13 protein-coding genes and 1 pseudogene are annotated in these 18,475 nt (G+C 67.2%); 8 read left to right on the top strand and 6 right to left on the bottom strand.

Annotated elements, in window-relative coordinates; genetic code table 11:
• Nucleotides 1-48: 48 nt before the first annotated feature.
• From G315_RS0103740 to G315_RS0103725, 4 genes are read left to right on the top strand one after another with little or no spacing between them, the layout of a single operon-like run.
• Nucleotides 49-690, top strand: a complete 642-nt coding sequence (locus G315_RS0103740) for a TetR/AcrR family transcriptional regulator (RefSeq protein ID WP_019611958.1) — start codon at nt 49-51, stop codon at nt 688-690.
• A 16-nt stretch (nt 691-706) separates the two neighbouring features.
• Nucleotides 707-1,141 (top strand): cytochrome c, encoded by a 435-nt coding sequence (locus G315_RS0103735; protein ID WP_018168397.1) that lies wholly within the window; start codon nt 707-709, stop codon nt 1,139-1,141.
• 7 nt (nt 1,142-1,148) lie between these two features.
• The gene (locus tag G315_RS0103730; protein WP_018168398.1) at nt 1,149-2,288 is read left to right on the top strand and encodes an efflux RND transporter periplasmic adaptor subunit; all 1,140 of its coding nucleotides are present in this window, start codon (nt 1,149-1,151) and stop codon (nt 2,286-2,288) included.
• The gene (locus tag G315_RS0103725; protein WP_019611957.1) at nt 2,285-5,374 is read left to right on the top strand and encodes an efflux RND transporter permease subunit; all 3,090 of its coding nucleotides are present in this window, start codon (nt 2,285-2,287) and stop codon (nt 5,372-5,374) included. Before G315_RS0103730 ends, G315_RS0103725 begins: the two co-directional genes overlap by 4 nt.
• Before the next feature lie 13 nt (nt 5,375-5,387).
• Here the strand turns inward: G315_RS0103725 and G315_RS0103720 are convergent, their stop codons facing one another.
• Nucleotides 5,388-6,467: an EAL domain-containing protein gene (locus G315_RS0103720; RefSeq protein WP_018168400.1), complete on the bottom strand. Its 1,080-nt coding sequence runs from the start codon at nt 6,465-6,467 to the stop codon at nt 5,388-5,390.
• Between the two features lie 116 nt (nt 6,468-6,583).
• Between G315_RS0103720 and msrB the strand changes: the two genes are divergently transcribed.
• Together msrB and G315_RS0103710 are read left to right on the top strand one after the other, a co-directional pair.
• Entirely contained in the window at nt 6,584-6,982 is a 399-nt protein-coding gene (msrB, locus tag G315_RS0103715) for a peptide-methionine (R)-S-oxide reductase MsrB (RefSeq protein ID WP_019611956.1), read from the top strand.
• Between the two features lie 54 nt (nt 6,983-7,036).
• Nucleotides 7,037-8,236 carry an MFS transporter gene (locus tag G315_RS0103710; protein ID WP_019611955.1) on the top strand — a complete coding sequence of 400 codons (1,200 nt, stop codon included), beginning with the start codon at nt 7,037-7,039 and terminating at the stop codon, nt 8,234-8,236.
• Between the two features lie 303 nt (nt 8,237-8,539).
• On the opposite strand, the pseudogene G315_RS14710 reads toward G315_RS0103710, so the two are convergent.
• The 5 genes and pseudogenes from G315_RS14710 to gshA all read right to left on the bottom strand — a co-directional run bounded on the left by G315_RS14710 (nt 8,540) and on the right by gshA (nt 16,199).
• Nucleotides 8,540-8,746 (bottom strand): annotated as a pseudogene (locus G315_RS14710) (hypothetical protein).
• Nucleotides 8,747-9,120: 374 nt separating this feature from the next.
• Nucleotides 9,121-12,261 (bottom strand): efflux RND transporter permease subunit, encoded by a 3,141-nt coding sequence (locus G315_RS0103705; protein WP_019611954.1) that lies wholly within the window; start codon nt 12,259-12,261, stop codon nt 9,121-9,123.
• Nucleotides 12,258-13,370, bottom strand: a complete 1,113-nt coding sequence (locus tag G315_RS0103700) for an efflux RND transporter periplasmic adaptor subunit (protein WP_018144692.1) — start codon at nt 13,368-13,370, stop codon at nt 12,258-12,260. The genes G315_RS0103705 and G315_RS0103700 overlap by 4 nt, the downstream gene beginning before the upstream one ends.
• A gap of 76 nt (nt 13,371-13,446) precedes the next feature.
• Nucleotides 13,447-14,463 carry a glutathione S-transferase family protein gene (locus G315_RS0103695; RefSeq protein WP_018144693.1) on the bottom strand — a complete coding sequence of 339 codons (1,017 nt, stop codon included), beginning with the start codon at nt 14,461-14,463 and terminating at the stop codon, nt 13,447-13,449.
• A gap of 149 nt (nt 14,464-14,612) precedes the next feature.
• A complete protein-coding gene (gene gshA / locus G315_RS0103690) occupies nt 14,613-16,199 on the bottom strand; it encodes a glutamate--cysteine ligase (RefSeq protein ID WP_018144694.1) in 1,587 nt (528 codons plus the stop codon).
• A gap of 175 nt (nt 16,200-16,374) precedes the next feature.
• On the opposite strand from gshA, the gene G315_RS0103685 reads away from it, so the two are divergent.
• Nucleotides 16,375-17,232: a helix-turn-helix domain-containing protein gene (locus G315_RS0103685; protein WP_018144695.1), complete on the top strand. Its 858-nt coding sequence runs from the start codon at nt 16,375-16,377 to the stop codon at nt 17,230-17,232.
• A 139-nt stretch (nt 17,233-17,371) separates the two neighbouring features.
• Complete coding sequence (locus G315_RS0103680; RefSeq protein ID WP_019611953.1) at nt 17,372-18,460, top strand: class I SAM-dependent methyltransferase; 1,089 nt, start codon at nt 17,372-17,374, stop codon at nt 18,458-18,460.
• Nucleotides 18,461-18,475: the final 15 nt, after the last annotated feature.

The following is an 18,475-nucleotide window of genomic DNA, read 5'->3' as shown; positions in this document are numbered from 1 at the left end:
ACTTCATACGATCTGCATCATAAAGAGCGAAAGCGATTACTTACTTGCATGCAACGAAAATCCGGCGACGAACGGCGCGAAGAGATCGTTCAGGCCCTACTCGACCTGACAGCCGAACGCGGGGCACGGGACGTCTCCACCCAGGCCATTGCCGATCGGGTGGGCATCGCCCAGCCCACGATCTTCCGGCATTTCCCAACCCGCGACGCGATCTTCCGCGCGGCGCTGGAGTCCATCGGCCGCAGGCTCCTGGACGTACTCACACCGATGCTGTCCGGACGCGGCTCGGCAGACGTCCGCCTGCGCAACCTCCTGACCCGACAATTGCGATTCATCAGTCGGCGCAAGGGGCTGCCGCGCCTGATCTTCTCCGAACGCCTGCACCTGGAAGCCCCCGAGTTGAAGGCCGTGGTCCGCGACATCATCGACCGTTACACCTCCCGGCTGGAGGAACTGCTCCGGGAAGGCGTCACCCAGGGATGCTTTCGCCAGGACCTGGAAACCGCCGAAACCGCCCGCCTGATCGTGGCGATGATCCAGGGGCTGGTCATGCGCTGGTCACTCTCCGATTTCGAGTTTCCGCTCGACCAGCAGGGCGACGTGCTGTGGCGACTGCTGGAGCCTGCATTGCGAGCACCGCAGGACCAACCGACTCAGGCACCCGGCCCGCACCCGAACACATTCGACTAACCCGAGGAGACTGGATATGTCCTTCACCCGTGCCACCCTGGTCGTCGCCGTTCTCGCCATGCCCCTGGCTAGCACTGCGTCGGCCGATACCTTCCAGTCCGTGATGCAGGGGCTCACGGACGACATGAACCGGGTCCAGTCCGCGTTGTTCGTCGAGGACTTCACTGCCATCACCGAGGCAGCCGAGGCGATCGCAGATCATCCGAAGCCCTCGCTCGGCGAACGTCGCCGTGTCCTGTCGGCAGTAGGGTCCCGGGTCAGCGAGTTCCGTGCGCTGGATCAACGGGTGCACGGTGCCGCCGAAGGGCTTGCCGACGCGGCGCGTGACCAGGATCTGGACAAGTCCATCCGCTACCACGGCAGGCTCGTAAATGCCTGCATCGCCTGCCACAGCGCATTCCGGGACGAGGTGGTCAGCGCCCTGTCGCCGGAAGACGCCCCAAAACGCTGAGCACAACATGAACGCATCCCGGACTCCATCCGGTCGTCGCGGTCTTCGGCGGACCCTGGGCCTCCTCGCGCTGGGCGGGGTGGTGCTGGTGACGGTCTGGAGCGCGGCGGACCGGCTGTCGGAGCGGTTTTCGCCCGAGGCCGCACGCACCGTGCCACCGCCGGCCGTCACCACGATCGCCGCGGAACCTACCGGAGTCACACTCTATAGCCCTGCGTACCGAGGCAGCATCGAGACCCATGACGAGACCACCATTTCGGCCCGGGTCACGGCCCAGGTACGGGAAAGCCCCCTGAATGCCGGGGACCGGGTCGAGGCGGATGGCGTCCTGGTGCGTATGGATACCGACGAGACCCGCCTGGAGGTCCGGCAGCGAGAGGCCGCCGATCAGCGCCTGGACGGAGAACGTGCAACCGCCCGGCGCAACCTCGATCGCCAGCAGGACCTCTTTTCCCGGGGCCTGATTCCGGAAAGCGAACTCGACGACGCTCGCCAGCGCGTCGCCACACTGGAGGCCCAGCTCCGCGAAAATCGGTCGGCGCTGGAACTGACCCGCAAACGCCTGGAATACACGACGGAACGGGCCCCTTTCGCCGCTCAGGTGCGGCGCACCCATGTCCGCCCCGGCGACCTGGCGGTTTCGGGGCAGCCCCTGATCGAGCTGGTCGGCCTCGAGGGCCTGCATGCGGTCCTGCGCGTGCCGGAGCGCGACAGCCTGCTGCTCCAACCCGGTCTGGCCGTGGAGCTGACCATCCCCGCCCTGGAACACACCGTGACGACCCGGCTGGACCGGGTCCACCCCACACTGGATGCCGGCCGGCGCAGCGGGAGCTTCGAGACACGCCTGCCCGACCCGCCGGAGGCGTTGCGCCCCGGCATGGCCGTACAGGCCCGGGTCGTCCTAGACCATCTGGACCCGGTCATCCGGGTACCGGCACATGCGGTCCGGAGCGACGCCGATCACCAATGGGTCTATCGGCTGGAAGACGGACACGCATACCGCACGGAGGTGGTGACACGGTCGTTGCCGAATGGAGAACAGGCGATTCTCGAGGGCATCAACCCGGGTGACCGCATTATCGTGACCCCGGATCGGCGGGTCCGCGACGGGGGGCCCGTGCAGGCCGTGGACGACAGCGACCGATGACCTGGGTCGAAGGCCTCCTGCGGTACCGGCACACGGTGCTGGCCCTTCTGGCGGCCGCCTTGATCCTGGGCCTGCAGGCGCGCTTCGATTTGCCCGTCCAGCTGTTTCCCGACACCGATCCGCCGACTGTCACGGTCATCACTGCATACCCCGGCATGGCGGCCCTGGACGTCGACCGCGAACTCACACGCCTGCTGGAGGAGGAGTTTGCCAGCCTCGACGGCGTCACCCGGATCCGCTCCTCCAGCCAGACCGGGCTGTCCGTGGCGCGCATGGAATTCGACTACGGCATCACCAGCGCCCTGGCTGCAGTGGACGTCCAGAACGCCGTCGGACGGTTGCGTCCCGACCTGCCCGCCACCATCGAAGAACCGCAGATCCTGGAGTTCTCCACCGCCGACAAGCCGATCATCACCATCGCCCTGACCAGCGACACATTGCCGCTCTACGCGATCCGCGAACAGGCCGATAACGCCGTCCGCGAAACCCTGGAGTGGATCCCCGGTGTCGCCGCGATCGACGTGGTCGGGGGGCACAAGAGCGAGTTGCATGTTGCCCTCGACCCCGAGCGCGCCGAGGCCCTGGGGATCGACATGTCCCGGGTACTGGAGGCCCTCGACGACTGGAATCTCATGGCGCCGGGCGGACGCGTCCGCATCGGTGAACTCGAGAGCGTCGTGCGGTTCGATGCGCCATTGCGAAGCGAGGCCGATGCGCGCGGGCTCATCCTGGAGGCGGACGGCGATTCCCGGGTGCGCCTGGGTGATATCGCCCGTATCCGTCTGGAGCCCGGTGAGCCGCGCTCGGCCTACCGTCATGACGGCCGGGCAGCCATTGCCGTGCAGGTGCTGCGCCGGGACGATGCCAACACGGTGGAGGTGGCCGCGCGGGTCCGCGAGGCGCTGGCCCCCCTGCGCGACGCCACGCCCGAGCTGGACATCGTCGTCGCCGACGATGATTCGGTGTTCACCGAGAAGGTCATCGCCGACATGACACAGACCGTGATGATCGCCATCGCCCTGACGATGGTGATCGTTCTGCTGTTTCTCGCCGACCTCCGTCAGGCCGGGATCATCGCCCTCTCGATTCCGGCGGCGTTCCTGGCGACCTTCGGCCTGATGCAACTGGCCGGCCTGGATCTGAACATGGTCACCATGTCGGCGCTGATCCTGGCCATCGGCCTGCTGGTCGACGACGGCATCGTGATCCTCGAGAACATCCACCGCCACCTGGACGAAGAGGGCCAGCCCCCGCGCCAGGCGGCCATCGAGGGGGTCGGCGAGGTCTTCGGCGCCAAGCTGGGCGGGACACTGACCACGCTCGGCGTACTGCTGCCTCTCACGTTCATGGGCGGCTTTGTCGGTGAGCTGTTCCGTCCGCTGGCACTGACCCTGGCGTTCGCCCTCGGCGCGTCGTTCGTGATGGCCGTCACCCTGATCCCGCTGCTGGCCACCTACTGGCTGCGCCCTGCAACGTCGACTACCACCCCGCGCTGGAGGGAGACCCTGGAGGCACCGGCGCGAGGGGTCCGCAACCTCTATCTGGACGTCCTTGCCCTGGCACTGCATCGTCCGCTGGCGACGCTGGTGGTGGCGGTCGTACTCCTGGCACTCAGCCTGGGCATGCTCCGCATGACCGGAAGCGAGATGCTGCCGCGTTTCGACTCGGGCAGCTTCCAGGTTCTGGTCGACATGGCGCCGGGAACCCGGCTCGACACCACTCTGACAACCCTGGAACCCGTCGAGCGGTATCTGGCCGAACATGAATACGTCGTGGATGTCAGCAGCCAGTTCGGCCACGAAGCCGGCGCCCGCTCGATGGGCGACCGCGGCGCCATGGGCGTCAACCAGGCCGAGGTCACGGTGACGCTGCTGCCGCGGACGCAACGCTCCCTCACACAGTGGGAGATCATGAACGACGTGCGCCAGCGCCTGGAGGCCACCCCGGGCGTGACTCTCGCCGTGCCCCGGGAACTCGGCGGCACCGCGCGCTCGTCAACCGCCGCCCCGATCATCGCCCGGATCAGTGGCGAGCAGGAGCGAACCCTGGACCACACAGCGAGCGATCTGCTGGACCATCTTGCCGGCATTCCCGGCATTACCGATCTGTACAAGGACTGGGCCCTCGACACCCCCGAGGTGCGGGTCCGGGTCGACCATGACCGCGCGGCCGAACTCGGCCTCACCGGTACCGCGATCGCCCGCGCGGTGCACCAGGCCATGGACGGCGCCGTGGCCACGCGCTTCCGCCAGCCGCCGAAGCGGGATCTGGACGTGGTCGTGCGCTACCAGGTATCGCACCGCCGCTATCCGGAAGACCTGGAGGGCATCCTGCTGCCCACCCGCGAGGGCCCGATCGCCCTGAGCGAGGTCGCAAGCCTTGAACACACCCTGGGTCCACGCATCGTCACGCGGGAAAACGGCCAGCGGACCCTGGACATCCTCGGCTTCCACCTGGGGCGTCCACTGTCCGAGGTGGTAGCCGACGTCCAGCAGCGCCTGGACACCTTCGCCGCCCCGGATGGCTACCCGGCGACGCTGGCCGGCGAGCAGGCGGACTTCGACGAGGCGCGTGGCCACATGATGCGGGCGCTGCTGCTGGCCGCCCTGGCCGTCTACCTGCTGCTGGTCGTGCAGTTCCGCAGCTTCGCCCACCCCGTCATCATCATGGCCGCCATTCCGTTGCAGTTCATCGGCGTAGTCGCTGCACTGCTGATCGCCGGAAAGTACGTATCCATGCCGGCGCTGCTCGGGATCGTCCTGCTGATCGGCATCGTGGTGAACAACAGCATCATCCTGCTCGACCTGGCCCGGCGCCGACTGGCCGAGGGCCGGGACATTTACGCCGCCGTCACCGAGGCGGTGGAAACCCGCATGCGTCCGATCATGATGACCGCCCTGTCCACCATCGCCGGGATGCTGCCGCTGGCCCTGGAGATGGCCGTCGGGGCCGAACGTTTCTCGCCGATTGCCACAGTGATCATCGGCGGCATCCTGGCTGCGACCGTTCTGACGCTGGTGGTGATTCCGGCCCTGTTTGTGCTTCTGCAGCGATTCGGACCCATGACCGCCAACGCCCGGGGGTAGAACGGATGGGTAGTCAGGACTCCGGGTGGTTCGGCAGCGGCGGCTCCGCGGCCGGGCGCGCGAACAGGTAGCCCTGACAGAGATCCACGCGCTCCTTCAGCCAGCGCCATTCCTCCACGGTCTCGACGCCCTCGGCCACGACCCGGATATCGAGATCCCGCGCCAGCTCGATGATCTTTTCGAGGATCTTCTGCTGGTAGATATCCTGGTCGATCCCGCTGACCAGTTCGCGGTCGATCTTCACGAAATCCGGGCGCAGTTGCGACAGCATGTTGAGCGATGCGTACCCCGCCCCCAGGTCGTCCAGGGCGACCTGGAACCCGGCGCGGCGATAGCGCTCGACGATCCGCGACAGGTGCTCCATGTCGTTGACCTGGTCGCTCTCGATCACCTCGAAAACGAAGCCGGCGGGCCCCGGCTGGCCTGGCACGCGTGACATGATCTCGCGCACGGTCGTTTCCAGGCAGAAGGCCGGGTCATAAATCGCGGTCGGGTTGAAGTTGATGAACAGATGGCTACGGACCCCGCGCTCACTGGCGCGACGGATGGCATTGATCCGGGCGGAACGATCCAGATGGAACAGGAGCTCGGCATTGCGCGCCGTCTTGAACAGGTCCAGCGGCGGGATGATGTCACCGCCCGGCGTGGAGGCGCGCACCAGGGCCTCGTAGGCAAAGACCTCGGTGGGGTTCGCGGCATGCACAATCGGCTGGAAGTGGAAGTCCAGGGTGTCGTTGGCCAGGATCGCGGAGAGATCGCGCGCGTTGTGCCGCGCAATCAGCGTGGACAGCAGGTGGGTGTCCTGCAGATGCGCCAGCCCGAAGTCCTCGCCTTCCGGCACGAAGGTCGCGCGGCAACCGGCCTGCTCGGAGCTGCTCAGGGCCTGCTCCAGCCGCACCAGCATCTCGCCCAGCCCGCCGGCACCCTTGACCGGCAGGGCCAGGATGCCCGAGCTCGGCTCTGCGCAGGGCAATTGCTCGTCCACCATGCGTTGGCGCAGGGCCGCGCGGGTGTGCGCCAGCACCGGTGCCAGGTAAAGAGTGCCGGAGGCCGCCGGCAGCAGATCGATACGTTCGCAATCGGGACAACCCACGACCACCTCCAGCGGTCCAGTCTTTGGCCACCCGGCCGAGAACCGGGGATAATTTTCCCGGTCCACCGGAAGACCCATTCTCGATTCGCAAACAATAGCATCAACCCGGAGATTGCATGAGCTCATCCCAACGCCCGACCGACGCCGAACTGCGCGACCGCCTGACACCGGAGCAGTATCACATCGCCCGCGAGGGCGGGACCGAGCGGCCATTCACCGGCGCCTACAACGACCACAAGGCGGACGGCCTCTATCACTGCGCCGCCTGCGGCGCGCCGCTGTTCGACTCCGCAGCCAAGTTCGACTCCGGCAGCGGCTGGCCCAGCTACACCGCCCCCGTGTCCGCTGCCGCCGTCGACGAACACCGCGACCGCGCGCTGGGCATGGAGCGCACCGAGGTCCGCTGTGCCGCCTGCGACTCCCACCTAGGCCACGTCTTCCCCGATGGCCCGGCGCCCACCGGATTGCGCTACTGCATCAACTCGGCGGTGCTCGAGTTCCATCCGCGCCGCTGACCCAGTTACCCGAACCGGGCCATGAGGCCCGGGCCCAATGCCGAAAGGAATCTCATGTCCGGCCAGACCACCCCGCGCGAGCGCGCGAATGTCCTGATCCTTGCCCTCGGCCAGGCCCTGTTCCTGATCGCCGCGGTGACCGTGATGACCCTGAGCGGCGTGGTCGGCGAGCGCCTGGCCAGCGACCCGTCGCTGGCCACCCTGCCGGTCGCCGCCATGATGATCGGGACCCTGGTCATCACCCTGCCGGCATCCCTGTTCATGAAACGCTTCGGGCGGCGCACAGGCTTCCTGCTGGGGGCGGGCGTCGGCGGCTTCGGCGGGGCGGCAATCGCCGCGGTCGGGGTATTCGCCGAGGCCTTCTGGATTTTCGTGCTCGGCAATCTCCTGCTGGGCGCCTACCAGGCCTTCGCGATGTACTACCGTTTCGCCGCGGCGGATGTCGCCAGCGACGCCTTCCGCCCGCGCGCCATCTCCCTGGTCATGGCCGGGGGCGTGGCCGCAGCCTTCCTCGGCCCGTGGAACGCCCACCATGCCCAGGCCCTGCTGCCACAGACGCCGGAAGCCGGTCCCTACCTTCTGCTCGGGGCACTCGCCCTGCTGGCCATGCTGCTGCTGGCCTGGCTACGCGTACCAACACCGCCGGCAGCAGAACGTGCCATATCCCGTCCCCTGCGCGAGATCATGCCCCGGGGCCGGTTCGTCGTTGCGCTGACAACGGCCGCCCTGGGCTACGCGGTGATGATCCTGCTGATGACCGCAACCCCGCTGGCCATGCGCCAGGCCGGCTTCGACATGGGCCAGGTCGCCCTGGTGATGCAGTGGCACGTGCTCGGGATGTTCGCCCCCTCCTTCGTCACCGGCCACCTGATCACGCGTCTCGGACTTACGCGGGTGCTGGCGCTGGGCAACGCGCTGGTGCTGTTCAGCGTGGCCACCGCCGCGCATGGCGACACCCTTGGGCACTTCTGGCTGGCGCTGTTCTTGCTGGGGGTCGGCTGGAACTTCCTGTTCATCGGCGGCAGTACCCTGCTCACCACGACCCACACGGCCGGCGAAAAGGGCAAGGTCCAGGGCGTGAACGACCTGACGGTGTTCGCCCTGGTCACCGCCGGCTCCCTGCTGGCCGGCGCGCTGCTGCGCCCGCTGGGCTGGGATGGCCTGAACCTGGCGATGCTACCGGTGATCGCGGTACTGACCGTCGCCATCCTCTGGCTCTGGCGCGACGACGCCCGCGCCCCGGCACGCGCCTGACCGGTCCATTCCCGCCGACCACGCTCGTCCTCCCGCCGTCCGGTCCACGATCATGGCGCATCATCAAGTGTTTACGGTGGCTTCGGTCTACCACCTGCCATGTTGTGGCTGGCCATGGTTCGGCACCTGGAGTTTACGTGGCTCCGTCTGACCGCCTGCCACGCGCTCTCTCGCGAGCGCACCGCGAGGTACTTTCTTGCTTGCCCAAGAAAGTACCCAAAGAAGGGCACCCGGATTCCGCCCGGGAACCTTGCTCCAGGGCCCTCGGGCCGGCGGCGCTGAACTCGCTGCGCTGCGCTTCGCTCAGACATCCAGCGCCTTCTCCCGGCCCGAGGACCCTTCCGCAAGGGGCTCCATACGGGAGGGGAACGTCAAAACAGCAGGTATTCCGGCCCCGTGGCACAACAAAAGGCACAGCCGCTCGAACACCCCCGGCGCCCGCTACGCGGGCGCGGCACGCCATGGCCGCAGGCCGAGCGTGCCGAAGATGTATGAAGACCTAGCCATTATCCGCTGGCAAGAACGCTGGGATCGCCGTTGTTTGGACCTGCCTCCCCGTTGTCGTCGCGCCGAGTGGAGAGGCTTTTCGCGGGAGAAAAGGCGCTGGATGTCTGAGCGAAGCGCAGCGTAGCGAGTTCAGCGCCGCCCGCGAAAAGCCTCGGAGCGAGGGAAACCCCGGCCCGCGCAGCGGGCCGGGGTCGCGGCAGTCGGGCGTGTTTCTTGGGTACTTCTTTGCACGAGCAAAGAAGTACCTCGCGGTGCGCTCGCGAGAGAGCGCCTGGCAGGCGGTCAGACGAAGGCACGTAAACACCGGAGGATGAACCAAGCCTAGCCACAACCGTCGCCGGCAGCAGTCCGCAGCCGTCTACCGAAATCCTGAGCGATCAGGGCGCGGCGCGGGCGCCCCTACGCTCGCCATCGACGACCTCGACCTCGGCGTCGAGGTCGTGCAGGCGGCGGGTGGTCGCCAGCGGCGAGGTCGTGCCGCGGGCGACCAAGCGGTAGGCCGCCGGGATCACGAACAGCGTGAACAGCGTGGCGAACAACACCCCGGAGAACACCGCTACCCCGATCACGAAGCGCGTCTCCTCGCCCGGACCGGAAGCCAGGATCAGCGGGATCGAACCGGCCACAGTGGTCAACGCGGTCATCAGGACCGGCCGCAGACGCATGCGCGAGGCCTCGAGGATCGCGGTATCGAAATCGCGCCCGCGATCGCGCAGCTGGTTGGCAAACTCCACGATCAGGATGCCGTTCTTCGCTGCCAGCCCGATCAGCATGACCATGCCGATCTGGCTGTAGATGTTCAGCGTCTGACCGGTAACCGTCAGCCCGATCAGCGCCCCGACCACCGCCAGCGGCACCGTCAGCATGATCACCAGCGGGTGCACGAAGCTCTCGAACTGCGCCGCCAGGACCAGGAACACCACCAGCAGGGCCAGCGCGAACACGAACAGGATGGCCTCGGAGCCACTGCGCAAATCCAGCGACTCGCCCTTGTAGTCGATCCCCGCCTCGGCCGGCAGCAGCTCGGCCGCCTTCGCGTCCAGGGCGTCCAGGGCCTCGCCCAGGGTCATGCCGTCACGCAGCCCGGCGGTCAGGGTCACCGCGCGCGAACGGTTGTAGCGCTCCAGCGACGACGGACCGGCCTGCTCCTCGTAGGTCACCAGGCTGGACAACGGCACCATCGAGCCAGAACTGGAACGCACGTAGAGGTTGTCGATATCCCCGGGCGTGCGGCGCTGGTCGGCCAGACCCTCGATGATGACGTCGTATTCCTCGCCACGGTCGACAAAGGTGGTCACATCGCGGCCGCCCAGCACGATGTCCAGCGTGCGCCCAACATCGCGCATGGAAACGCCCAGGTCCCCGGCCCGATCCCGGTCCAGACGCACGTTGAGCTGCGGCTGGGTGGGCTCGTAGTCCAGGTCCACACGGGTCAGGCCGTCGATGCCCTCGGCGGCCTCGCGCATGATCTCGCCCCATTCCTCGAGTTGATCGTAATCCGGCCCGGAGATGACAAACTGCACCGGCGGACCGATACGGCCACTCGATAGCCCCTGACGCATGATCACCCGCGCCTCGACTCCCGGCATCTCGTCGATGATGCCGCGGATCTGGTTGATGACCTCCTGGCCCGAGACGTCACGGTCATCCCAGTGCTCCAGGATCGCGATCACGAAGCCATTGTTCATCAGCTCCGAACCACCAAAACCGCGCGGCGTGCGCACCAGTGCACGGCGAATCGGGCCATCCTCGATCAACGGCTGGATGCGTGCCTCGACCTCGGCCATCTGCCGGCTCATGTACTCGAAGTTGGCACCCTCGGGGCCATCCACCAGCACGAAGAAAGATCCGCGGTCCTCCTGCGGGGCAAATTCTTCGGGCAGTTCCGCGAACAGGTACCAGCCACCCGCCAACACGGCGGCGAGGAGCGGCAAGACCAGCCAGGAGCCCTTGAGCCCCTTCGCCAGTATCCGACCGTAGCCAGCCTCCAGCGCGGCAAAGCCGCGGCCGATATAACGCGCCACGCCGGTCTCGTCGTCGCCCTTGTGCATGAGGCGCCCGGCCAGCACGGGGGCCAGGGTCAGTGCCACGATGCTGGAGAAAAACACGGCAATGGCCATGGCGATGGCGAACTCGGTGAACAGCTGGCCCACCGTGCCGTCGAGGAAGGCCAGCGGCACGAATACCGCGATCAACACGGAGGTCGTCGCGACGATCGCGAAGCCCACCTGCCCGGCGCCGCGATAGGCCGCCAACAGTCCCGGCTCGCCGCGCTCGATGCGCCGGTGGATGTTCTCCAGCATCACGATCGCGTCATCCACGACCAGGCCGACCGCCAGCACCAGCGCCAGCAGGGTGAGCAGGTTGACCGAGAATCCGAACAGGCTGATGCCAATGAAGGCCGCGGTGATCGCCACCGGGACGGTCACCGCCGGGATCAGGGTCGCGCGCCAGCTGCCCAGGAACAGGTAAATCACGAACACCACGGCCGCGGTCGCCACCGCCAGGGTGATGTAGACCTCGCGGATCGCGCCCTCGATGAATACCGATTCGTCGTAGGTGGTCACCAGCGAGGTGCCCTCCGGCAGGGAGCCCTGCAGGCTGGCCGCCATGGCCTTCACGCCGTTGGCCACCTCCAGCACGTTGGCGTTGGACTGGCGGATGATCCCCAGCCCGATCATGTCCTCGCCATTGCCGCGGAACTCGCTACGTTCGGTATCCGCGCCCACGTTCACCTCGGCGACATCGCCCAGGCGCACCAGTTGTCCGCCCTCGCCACGCTTCAGCACCAGACCGGAGAAATCCTCGGGCGTGCGGTACTGGCGCTCCACGCGCACGGTGAATTCGCGCTCCAGCGAATCCAGGCGCCCGGCCGGCAATTCCACGTTTTCCTGCTGCAAGGCGTCAGCGATGTCGGTCACGGTCAGCTCGCGCGCGGCGAGGGCCTCGCGGTCGACCCAGATACGCATCGCGTAGCTGCGGGCGCCGCCCCGGCGCACCAGGCCCACGCCATCGACCACCGAGAGGCGGTCGATCAGGTTGCGCTCGGCGTAGTCCGCCAGCTCCAGCGCATCCATCGTGGTGCTGGCAAGGTTCAGCCACAGGATCGGGTTGGAATCGGCATCCGCCTTGGTCACCTCGGGCGGGTCGACTTCGTCGGGCAGATCGCCCAGTACCCGGCTGACCGCCTCGCGCACGTCATTCGCGGCGGCGTCGATGTCGCGACTCAGATTGAACTCGATGGTGATCCGCGAGCGCCCGTCCTCGCTGGAGGACTGCATGAAACGGATCCCCTCGATCCCCGCGATGCGGTCCTCGATCCGCTGGGTCACCTCGCGCTCGATGATCTCGCCACTGGCGCCCGGATAGATGGTGTCCACCGTCACCACCGGCGGATCGACATCCGGATACTCGCGCAGCGGCAGGCTGTCGTAGGCGATCAGGCCGAAGGTGATCAGCAGCAGGTTGAAGACAATCGCCAGCACCGGCCGGCGATTGGCGACGTCCGAGATAATCATGTGTCGGCCCCGGCCTCGCCGTTGCCGTTATCGGAATCCGGTACGCGCGGCGGGAGCACTCGTACTTCCCGCCCGTCACGGACCCGCGAGACCCCTTCGGAGACCACGGTATCCCCCGGCTCCAGGCCATCCAGCACCTCGGCGTAGCCCGGGTCGCGGCGGCCAATACGGATGCGCACGCGCTCCACCGTGCCGTCGTCGCGCAGCCGGAACACGAAGTGCTGATCGGCGACCTGCTGGATGGCCCCCTCTGGCACCCCCGGGCGTTCGACCGGGTCCAGCGGCAGACGGATGTTTACCAGCATGCCGGGGCGCAGCAATAGATCGGGATTCTCGACCAGGGCGCGCACGGTCAGGGTACGGGTAGCCACGTCCAGACGATTGCTGACCGCCGCCACCTGCCCCGCGAACTCTCCGCTCGCGCTGCGGCCCGCGACTTCCATACCCAGACCGATGGCGGCGGCATGGCGCTCGGGCACGGCGAAATCGACTTTCACCACCGATACATCATCCAGCTCCACGATCGCGGTACCCGGACTCACCAGGGAGCCGGGGCTGACCTGGCGCAAGCCCAAACGGCCACTGAACGGAGCCCGGATCACCCGGTTCGCGACCCGCGCCTCCGCTGCCGCCAGGCGGGCCTCGGCCTCGTTCAGCCGCGAACGCTGTTGATCCACCTGCTGTTGCGTGACCACGCCATCGGCCACCCGGTCGCGCACGCGCTCCAGCTCGCGCCGGGCCTCGTCCACCTGCACGCGGATCTCGCGTACCGCCGCGCGTTCTTCGTCGGCGTCCAGGCGAACCAGCACGTCGCCGGCCTCGACCGCATCGCCATCATCGAACAGGATCTCGACCACACGCTCGGTCACGCTCGCGGTCACCACGACCGACTCGTTGGCCTCCACCGTGCCCAGGGATTCGACCATGGTCTCGAAGGTGCGCGGAGCCACCTCGCTGACCCGCACCGGCGTGCGCTCGTCGCGTTGGGACGCGGCGGGGGCATCGCCTCCCTCGTCACGGGCGCCATCCTCGGGGCCGAACGCAAACCAGGCCGCGGCCACGATCGCCACAACCAGGACCAGCCCCAGGAACCCGCCTATCGCCTTCACTTGCCTTTCCCCCGACACGAATGCGGCCCGGCATCTAGCCGGGCCACGGTTGAACGTCCCAACAGTGTAACGACCGTCACGTTTCGTCGACGTTCCGCAACGCGGCCGGCAGGTCGCCCAGGGGGCGGCCATGCGGCCGGGCGTAGTCAATCATTGGGCCCTTCGGCACGATGCCGCTGGGATTCAGCATCGGGTGACTGCCGTAGTAATGCGCCTTGATGTGATCCATGCGCACGGTCTCGGCCACCCCCGGGCGCTGGTACAGCATGCGCAGATAGGCGGAGAGGTTCGGGAAGTCCAGCAGCCGCTGGCGATTGCACTTGAAATGGCTGTAGTACACCGGATCGAAGCGCAGCAGCGTGGTGAACAGCCGCCAGTCGGCCTCGGTCAGTCGCTCGCCGATCAGGAACGGCTGGCGTGCCAGGCGCTCCTCCAGCCAGTCCAGGGTCTCGAACAGACGGTCGAAGGCCGCCTCGTAGGCCTGCTGGCTGGTCGCGAAGCCGCTGCGATACACCCCGTTGTTCACGTTCTCGTAGACCCGCTCGTTGACCGCGTGGATCTCCTCGCGCAGATCTTCCGGATAGAAATCCAGGGTGTTGCCGGTAATGCCGTCGAACGCGCTGTTGAACATGCGCACCATGTCCAGCGACTCGTTGTTCACGATGCGGTCGGTCTGGGTGTCGAACAGCGCCGGCACGGTGATGATGCCGGTGTAGTTTGGATCGGTACGGGTGTAGAGCTCGTGCATGTAGCGCGACCCGTGCACCCGGTCCCCGGTGCAACCGTCGCAGTCATCAAACGACCAGCCGGCGTCACCCATGTAGTGGTGCACCACCGAAACCCCGATATGCGGCTCCAGACCCTTCAGTTTGCGCAGGATCAGCGTGCGGTGTGCCCAGGGGCAGGCGTAGGAGACATACAGGTGATAGCGCCCTGACTCGGCCGGATAGCCGCCGTCACCCATCGGGCCCGGCGAGCCATCCCTGGTGACGTAGTTACGGTACTGCTGGTCCTGGCGCACGAACTCGCCGCTCTCGTCCGACTCTTCTTCCAGCCAGCCCTCGCGCAATTCACCGTTGATCAAAAGACTCATGCCATGCTCCCGCCGTCTGTGCCCGGCACCGAATGCGCGCACGCCTCAACGGCTGAATGTATGTGATAGCCCGATCATCCCATCGATTTTATCGAAGATAAATCGCGTTAAATGCGGTCGACCGTTCTGAAAAATCGAACGAAACCGATTCAGGAGGCCCGCAGGGTGCCGTCGAAATAGCGCATCAGGAAGGTATCGAAGTCCAGCTCGTCCGCCTGCTCGATGGCCGCCTGATCGGCCAGGCTCTCGCGGGCCAGGGCCTCTAGCGTCTCGGCGCGCGGCAGCGGCCCGTTAAAGCGAAAGGCCTCGCGGTGCTGGGCCGACAGGCGGCGCGCGTAGGAGTAGAACCCCTCCTCGCGCGCCATCATGTCTTCCAGCATGCGCGCGGACGGGGTCAGATCCGCCTGCTCGACCTTGCCCCACTGCTCACTGAGCGCACGGCGGTAGGGGTCACCCGGCAATTCCTGATCCAGAACGGCCGCCACCGGTCGCATCAGCGCCAGCAGCTCGCGCGCCCAGGCCTGGAGCGCAACGCTCTCGCCCCCCCGGCGGAGCTCGAGGCCCGGGCGACGCCCGTAATGCGCGACGTCCAGCAGGTTGCGGTCGATCGCGTCCAGCTCGCCGTCGGCCAGCAGCGGGCTCGGCTGCAGCAGACAGGCCAGCGCGAACACCTCGAGAAAACGCAGCTGAGTCTCGTCCACCCCCAGCGGGTGCTGGGCGTTGATGTCCACCGAGCGCAGTTCGACGTATTCGATGCCACGCGCCTCCAGGGCGTCGGTCGGCTTCTCGAAACGCTCCAGCGGCTGCTTGGGCCGCACGGTGGAGTAGTACTCGTTCTCGATCTGCAGGATGTTGGCATTCAGCTGGCGATACTCGCCATCCACCTTCACCCCGATGTGCTCCCACTCGGGGCTGGGGGTATTGATCGCACAGCGCAGGGAGTCGACATAGCCGGCCAGCGAGTTGTAGTCCGCCTTGATGCCGGTGTCCGCCTCCTTGCGGTTGGTGTAGCCGATATCGCCCATGCGCAGGCTGGTGGCATGCGGCAGATAGGAGGTGTCGTCGTCGAAGTCCTCCAGCACCGCGCCGTGGCCTTCGAGAAAGGAGTTGCAGACGGCCGGCGACGCCCCGAACAGATAGGGCACCAGCCAGCCAAAGCGCAGCAGGTTGCGGATCATCCCCATCATGCGCTCGTCGCGGAAGGCGCGGCCGTCGGGCGCACCGAGCACCTCCGCCAGCGCCGGCCAGAATTCCGGGCGCGGGGAGTAATTGAAGTGGACCCCGGCGATCACCTGCATCTTGCGCCCGTAGCGATGCCCGAGACCGATGCGGTAGACGGTCTTCATGCGCCCGGCGTTGGAGGCACCGTACTGCGCGACCGGAATCGCATTGTCATCGGCCGTCACACAGGGCATGGAGGTCGACCACAGGGTCTCGTCGCCGACGTTGGCGGCGGCGAAGGCCTGCAGGTCGTGCAGGAAACCGAGGGTCTCGCGTACATCCTCGAACGGCGGCGTCACCAGTTCCAGCAGCGCCTCGGAGTAATCCGTGGTGATGTATGGATGCGTCAGCGCGGATCCCAGCGCGGCCGGGTGCGGCGTAAGCGCCGGCGAGCCTTCCGGCCCGACCCTCAGGGTCTCCTTTTCCAGCCCGATCTGCCCGTGCAACCCGACACCCGCCAGCGCCTCGGCCAGCTGGTGCGTCAGATCCTGCAGCTTGCGCTCGTCCGTACTCACGTGATGGTAACCCTGCGGTCATCGAAACCCGGCGAACATACCCGAATGCAACGCCACGGTCACATACGACCCGGTGTGGTCCGCGAGGTTCGTGCGACGCCTGCACCGCAAGCGGTTCCCAAATGGCCTATAACAAACTTGCGGGGTACACGGAATGCTGCAACCTTCATCCAGCATGCTCGACTTTTTCGCCCGGGGACGTGACGCGCCGTTCCTGGAGGAGGCCCGTGCGCGACCCGATCTCCCGGTGCCGATGATCGAGAACGCGCACCCGGCCGGCCACCTGAGCACCCCGCCAGTCTGCGAACTGATGCTGAGCCAGTCCGTGGGCGCCCCCTTTCGCTACCACTGTGACATCGGGGCCGGTCCGTTCTCCGGTTGCGCCGGCCCGCGCGAATTCGTGGTGATCGCCCCGCAGGTCGCGGGACGCTGCCATATGCGGGACCCGGCACGCATGCGGTTTTTCGGCATCCCGCCCGAGCTGGCCCGGGACTGCCTGGAGCGCGACCCCGGCGATCCGCTGGACTTTGGCCACCTGCATACCCGCCACCACCGGGACCCCCTGATCACCCAGGCCCTGGATGCCCTGTGGCAGGAGATGGACCGCGACGACCCGGCCGCGCAACTGTTCGTCGAGAGCATGCTCGCCGTTCTGATTGTGCGCCTGGCCCGCATGGCCGAACACGACCGGGACCTGGACAGGCGCCGGGGCGGCCTGGCACCGCACCAGTCGGCACGGGTGATTGACTACATGCAATGCCACCTGGATCAGCGCATCACCCTGCGCGATCTGGCGGCCCTGACCGGACTCTCGCCCTGGCACTTCGCGCGCGCCTTTCGCGATACGCACGGCCTGCCACCGCATCGCTATCTCACCCGCCTGCGCGTGGAGCACGCCCGCGACCTGCTGACCCGAACATCCCTGAGCATCACCGAGATCGCTGCCGCGACCGGGTACTCCCCGCAACAGCTGGTCCGCCATTTCCGCCAGGCCCTGGGTGTGGCCCCCGCGGCATACCGGCGCCAGCATTAAAACGGATCCATGCGCCCCTGAAATAACCGCAAGATTCGCCCCACCCCCGCAAGATCGTGACCGCCCGCAAGGGCTTCCCGGCCTAGGCTCGAAGTAACACCGACACCCGGCCCGGTTTGTCCTGGCGGAGGTCCACTGCATGTCGTCAGCCCCGGAATGCCTGTCACCCCCATCTGCCGCCGAGGCCTTCGGCGAGCATCTGGTCAGCGTGCTCAACCACGGCGCGCTGTGCCTGACCCTGTCGATCGGGCACCGCACCGGGCTGTTCGACCACATGCGCGACCGGCCGCCTGCCACCTCCGGCGAGATCGCCGCCGCCGCGGGCCTGAACGAGCGCTACGTACGGGAATGGCTCGGGGTCATGGCGACCGGCGGCATCGTCACGGTGGATGCGGATGGCCCACGGTTTGCCCTGCCCGCGGAACACGCCGCCTGCCTGACGCGCGCGGCAGCCGCCGACAACCTGGCCGTGTTTGCGCAGTACATCGGCCTGCTGGGTGGGGTGGAGGACACGATCGTTGCTGAATTCCGAACCGGCGGTGGCGTGGGGTACGAGCACTACACGCGCTTCCACGAGGTGATGGCCGAGGACAGCGGCCAGTCCGTACTGTCGTCACTGGAAAGCGACATCCTGCCCTTGGTTCCGGGCCTGACCGACCACCTCGAGCGCGGCATTCAGGTCCTGGATATCGGCTGCGGCAGCGGGCGCATCCTCAACCAGTTGGCCACGCTTTACCCGCACAGCCGGTTCACCGGCCTGGACCTGTCCACAGAGGCTATCGAGCGCGCCCGCGCCGAGACACGCGCCACCGGGCTGGGGAACGTCGAATTCATCCAGGCCGACGCGGCCGAACTGGATCGGCATGTCGCCGCGCAACAGTTCGCGCTGATCACCACCTTCGATGCCATCCACGACCAGGCCGACCCGCTGGGCGTACTGACGGGCATTCACCGCGCGCTCGAGTCCGAAGGCATCTACCTGATGCAGGACATCCGCGGCTCCGGGCAGATTCATGGCGATCTCGAGCATCCGCTCGGACCCTTTCTCTACACCATCTCCTGCATGCACTGCATGCCGGTATCGCTCGCCCGGGGCGGACCCGGCCTGGGCGCGATGTGGGGCGAGCCCCGGGCACGTGACTACCTGGAGCGCGCCGGCTTTCATGACATCCGGGTCCACCAGCTGGTCCACGACCCTCAGAACAACTGGTACGTGGCCACCCGTTAACGACGGCGCGAGGAG

This window comes from Thioalkalivibrio sp. AKL7 (genome assembly GCF_000381705.1).
Lineage (GTDB): Bacteria > Pseudomonadota > Gammaproteobacteria > Ectothiorhodospirales > Ectothiorhodospiraceae > Thioalkalivibrio > Thioalkalivibrio versutus.
The sequence above is the reverse complement of the archived record's forward strand: the minus strand, read 5'-3'. Positions and strand labels throughout refer to the sequence as shown.

What these genes read in the sequence shown, in the direction of transcription:
- G315_RS0103740 (WP_019611958.1), top strand. Translation starts at nt 49, where the DNA reads ATGCAACGAAAATCCGGCGACGAACGGCGCGAAGAGATCGTTCAGGCC.
- G315_RS0103735 (WP_018168397.1), top strand. Translation starts at nt 707, where the DNA reads ATGTCCTTCACCCGTGCCACCCTGGTCGTCGCCGTTCTCGCCATGCCC.
- G315_RS0103730 (WP_018168398.1), top strand. Translation starts at nt 1,149, where the DNA reads ATGAACGCATCCCGGACTCCATCCGGTCGTCGCGGTCTTCGGCGGACC.
- G315_RS0103725 (WP_019611957.1), top strand. Translation starts at nt 2,285, where the DNA reads ATGACCTGGGTCGAAGGCCTCCTGCGGTACCGGCACACGGTGCTGGCC.
- msrB (WP_019611956.1), top strand. Translation starts at nt 6,584, where the DNA reads ATGAGCTCATCCCAACGCCCGACCGACGCCGAACTGCGCGACCGCCTG.
- G315_RS0103710 (WP_019611955.1), top strand. Translation starts at nt 7,037, where the DNA reads ATGTCCGGCCAGACCACCCCGCGCGAGCGCGCGAATGTCCTGATCCTT.
- G315_RS0103705 (WP_019611954.1), bottom strand. Translation starts at nt 12,261, where the DNA reads ATGATTATCTCGGACGTCGCCAATCGCCGGCCGGTGCTGGCGATTGTC.
- G315_RS0103695 (WP_018144693.1), bottom strand. Translation starts at nt 14,463, where the DNA reads ATGAGTCTTTTGATCAACGGTGAATTGCGCGAGGGCTGGCTGGAAGAA.
- G315_RS0103685 (WP_018144695.1), top strand. Translation starts at nt 16,375, where the DNA reads ATGCTCGACTTTTTCGCCCGGGGACGTGACGCGCCGTTCCTGGAGGAG.
- G315_RS0103680 (WP_019611953.1), top strand. Translation starts at nt 17,372, where the DNA reads ATGTCGTCAGCCCCGGAATGCCTGTCACCCCCATCTGCCGCCGAGGCC.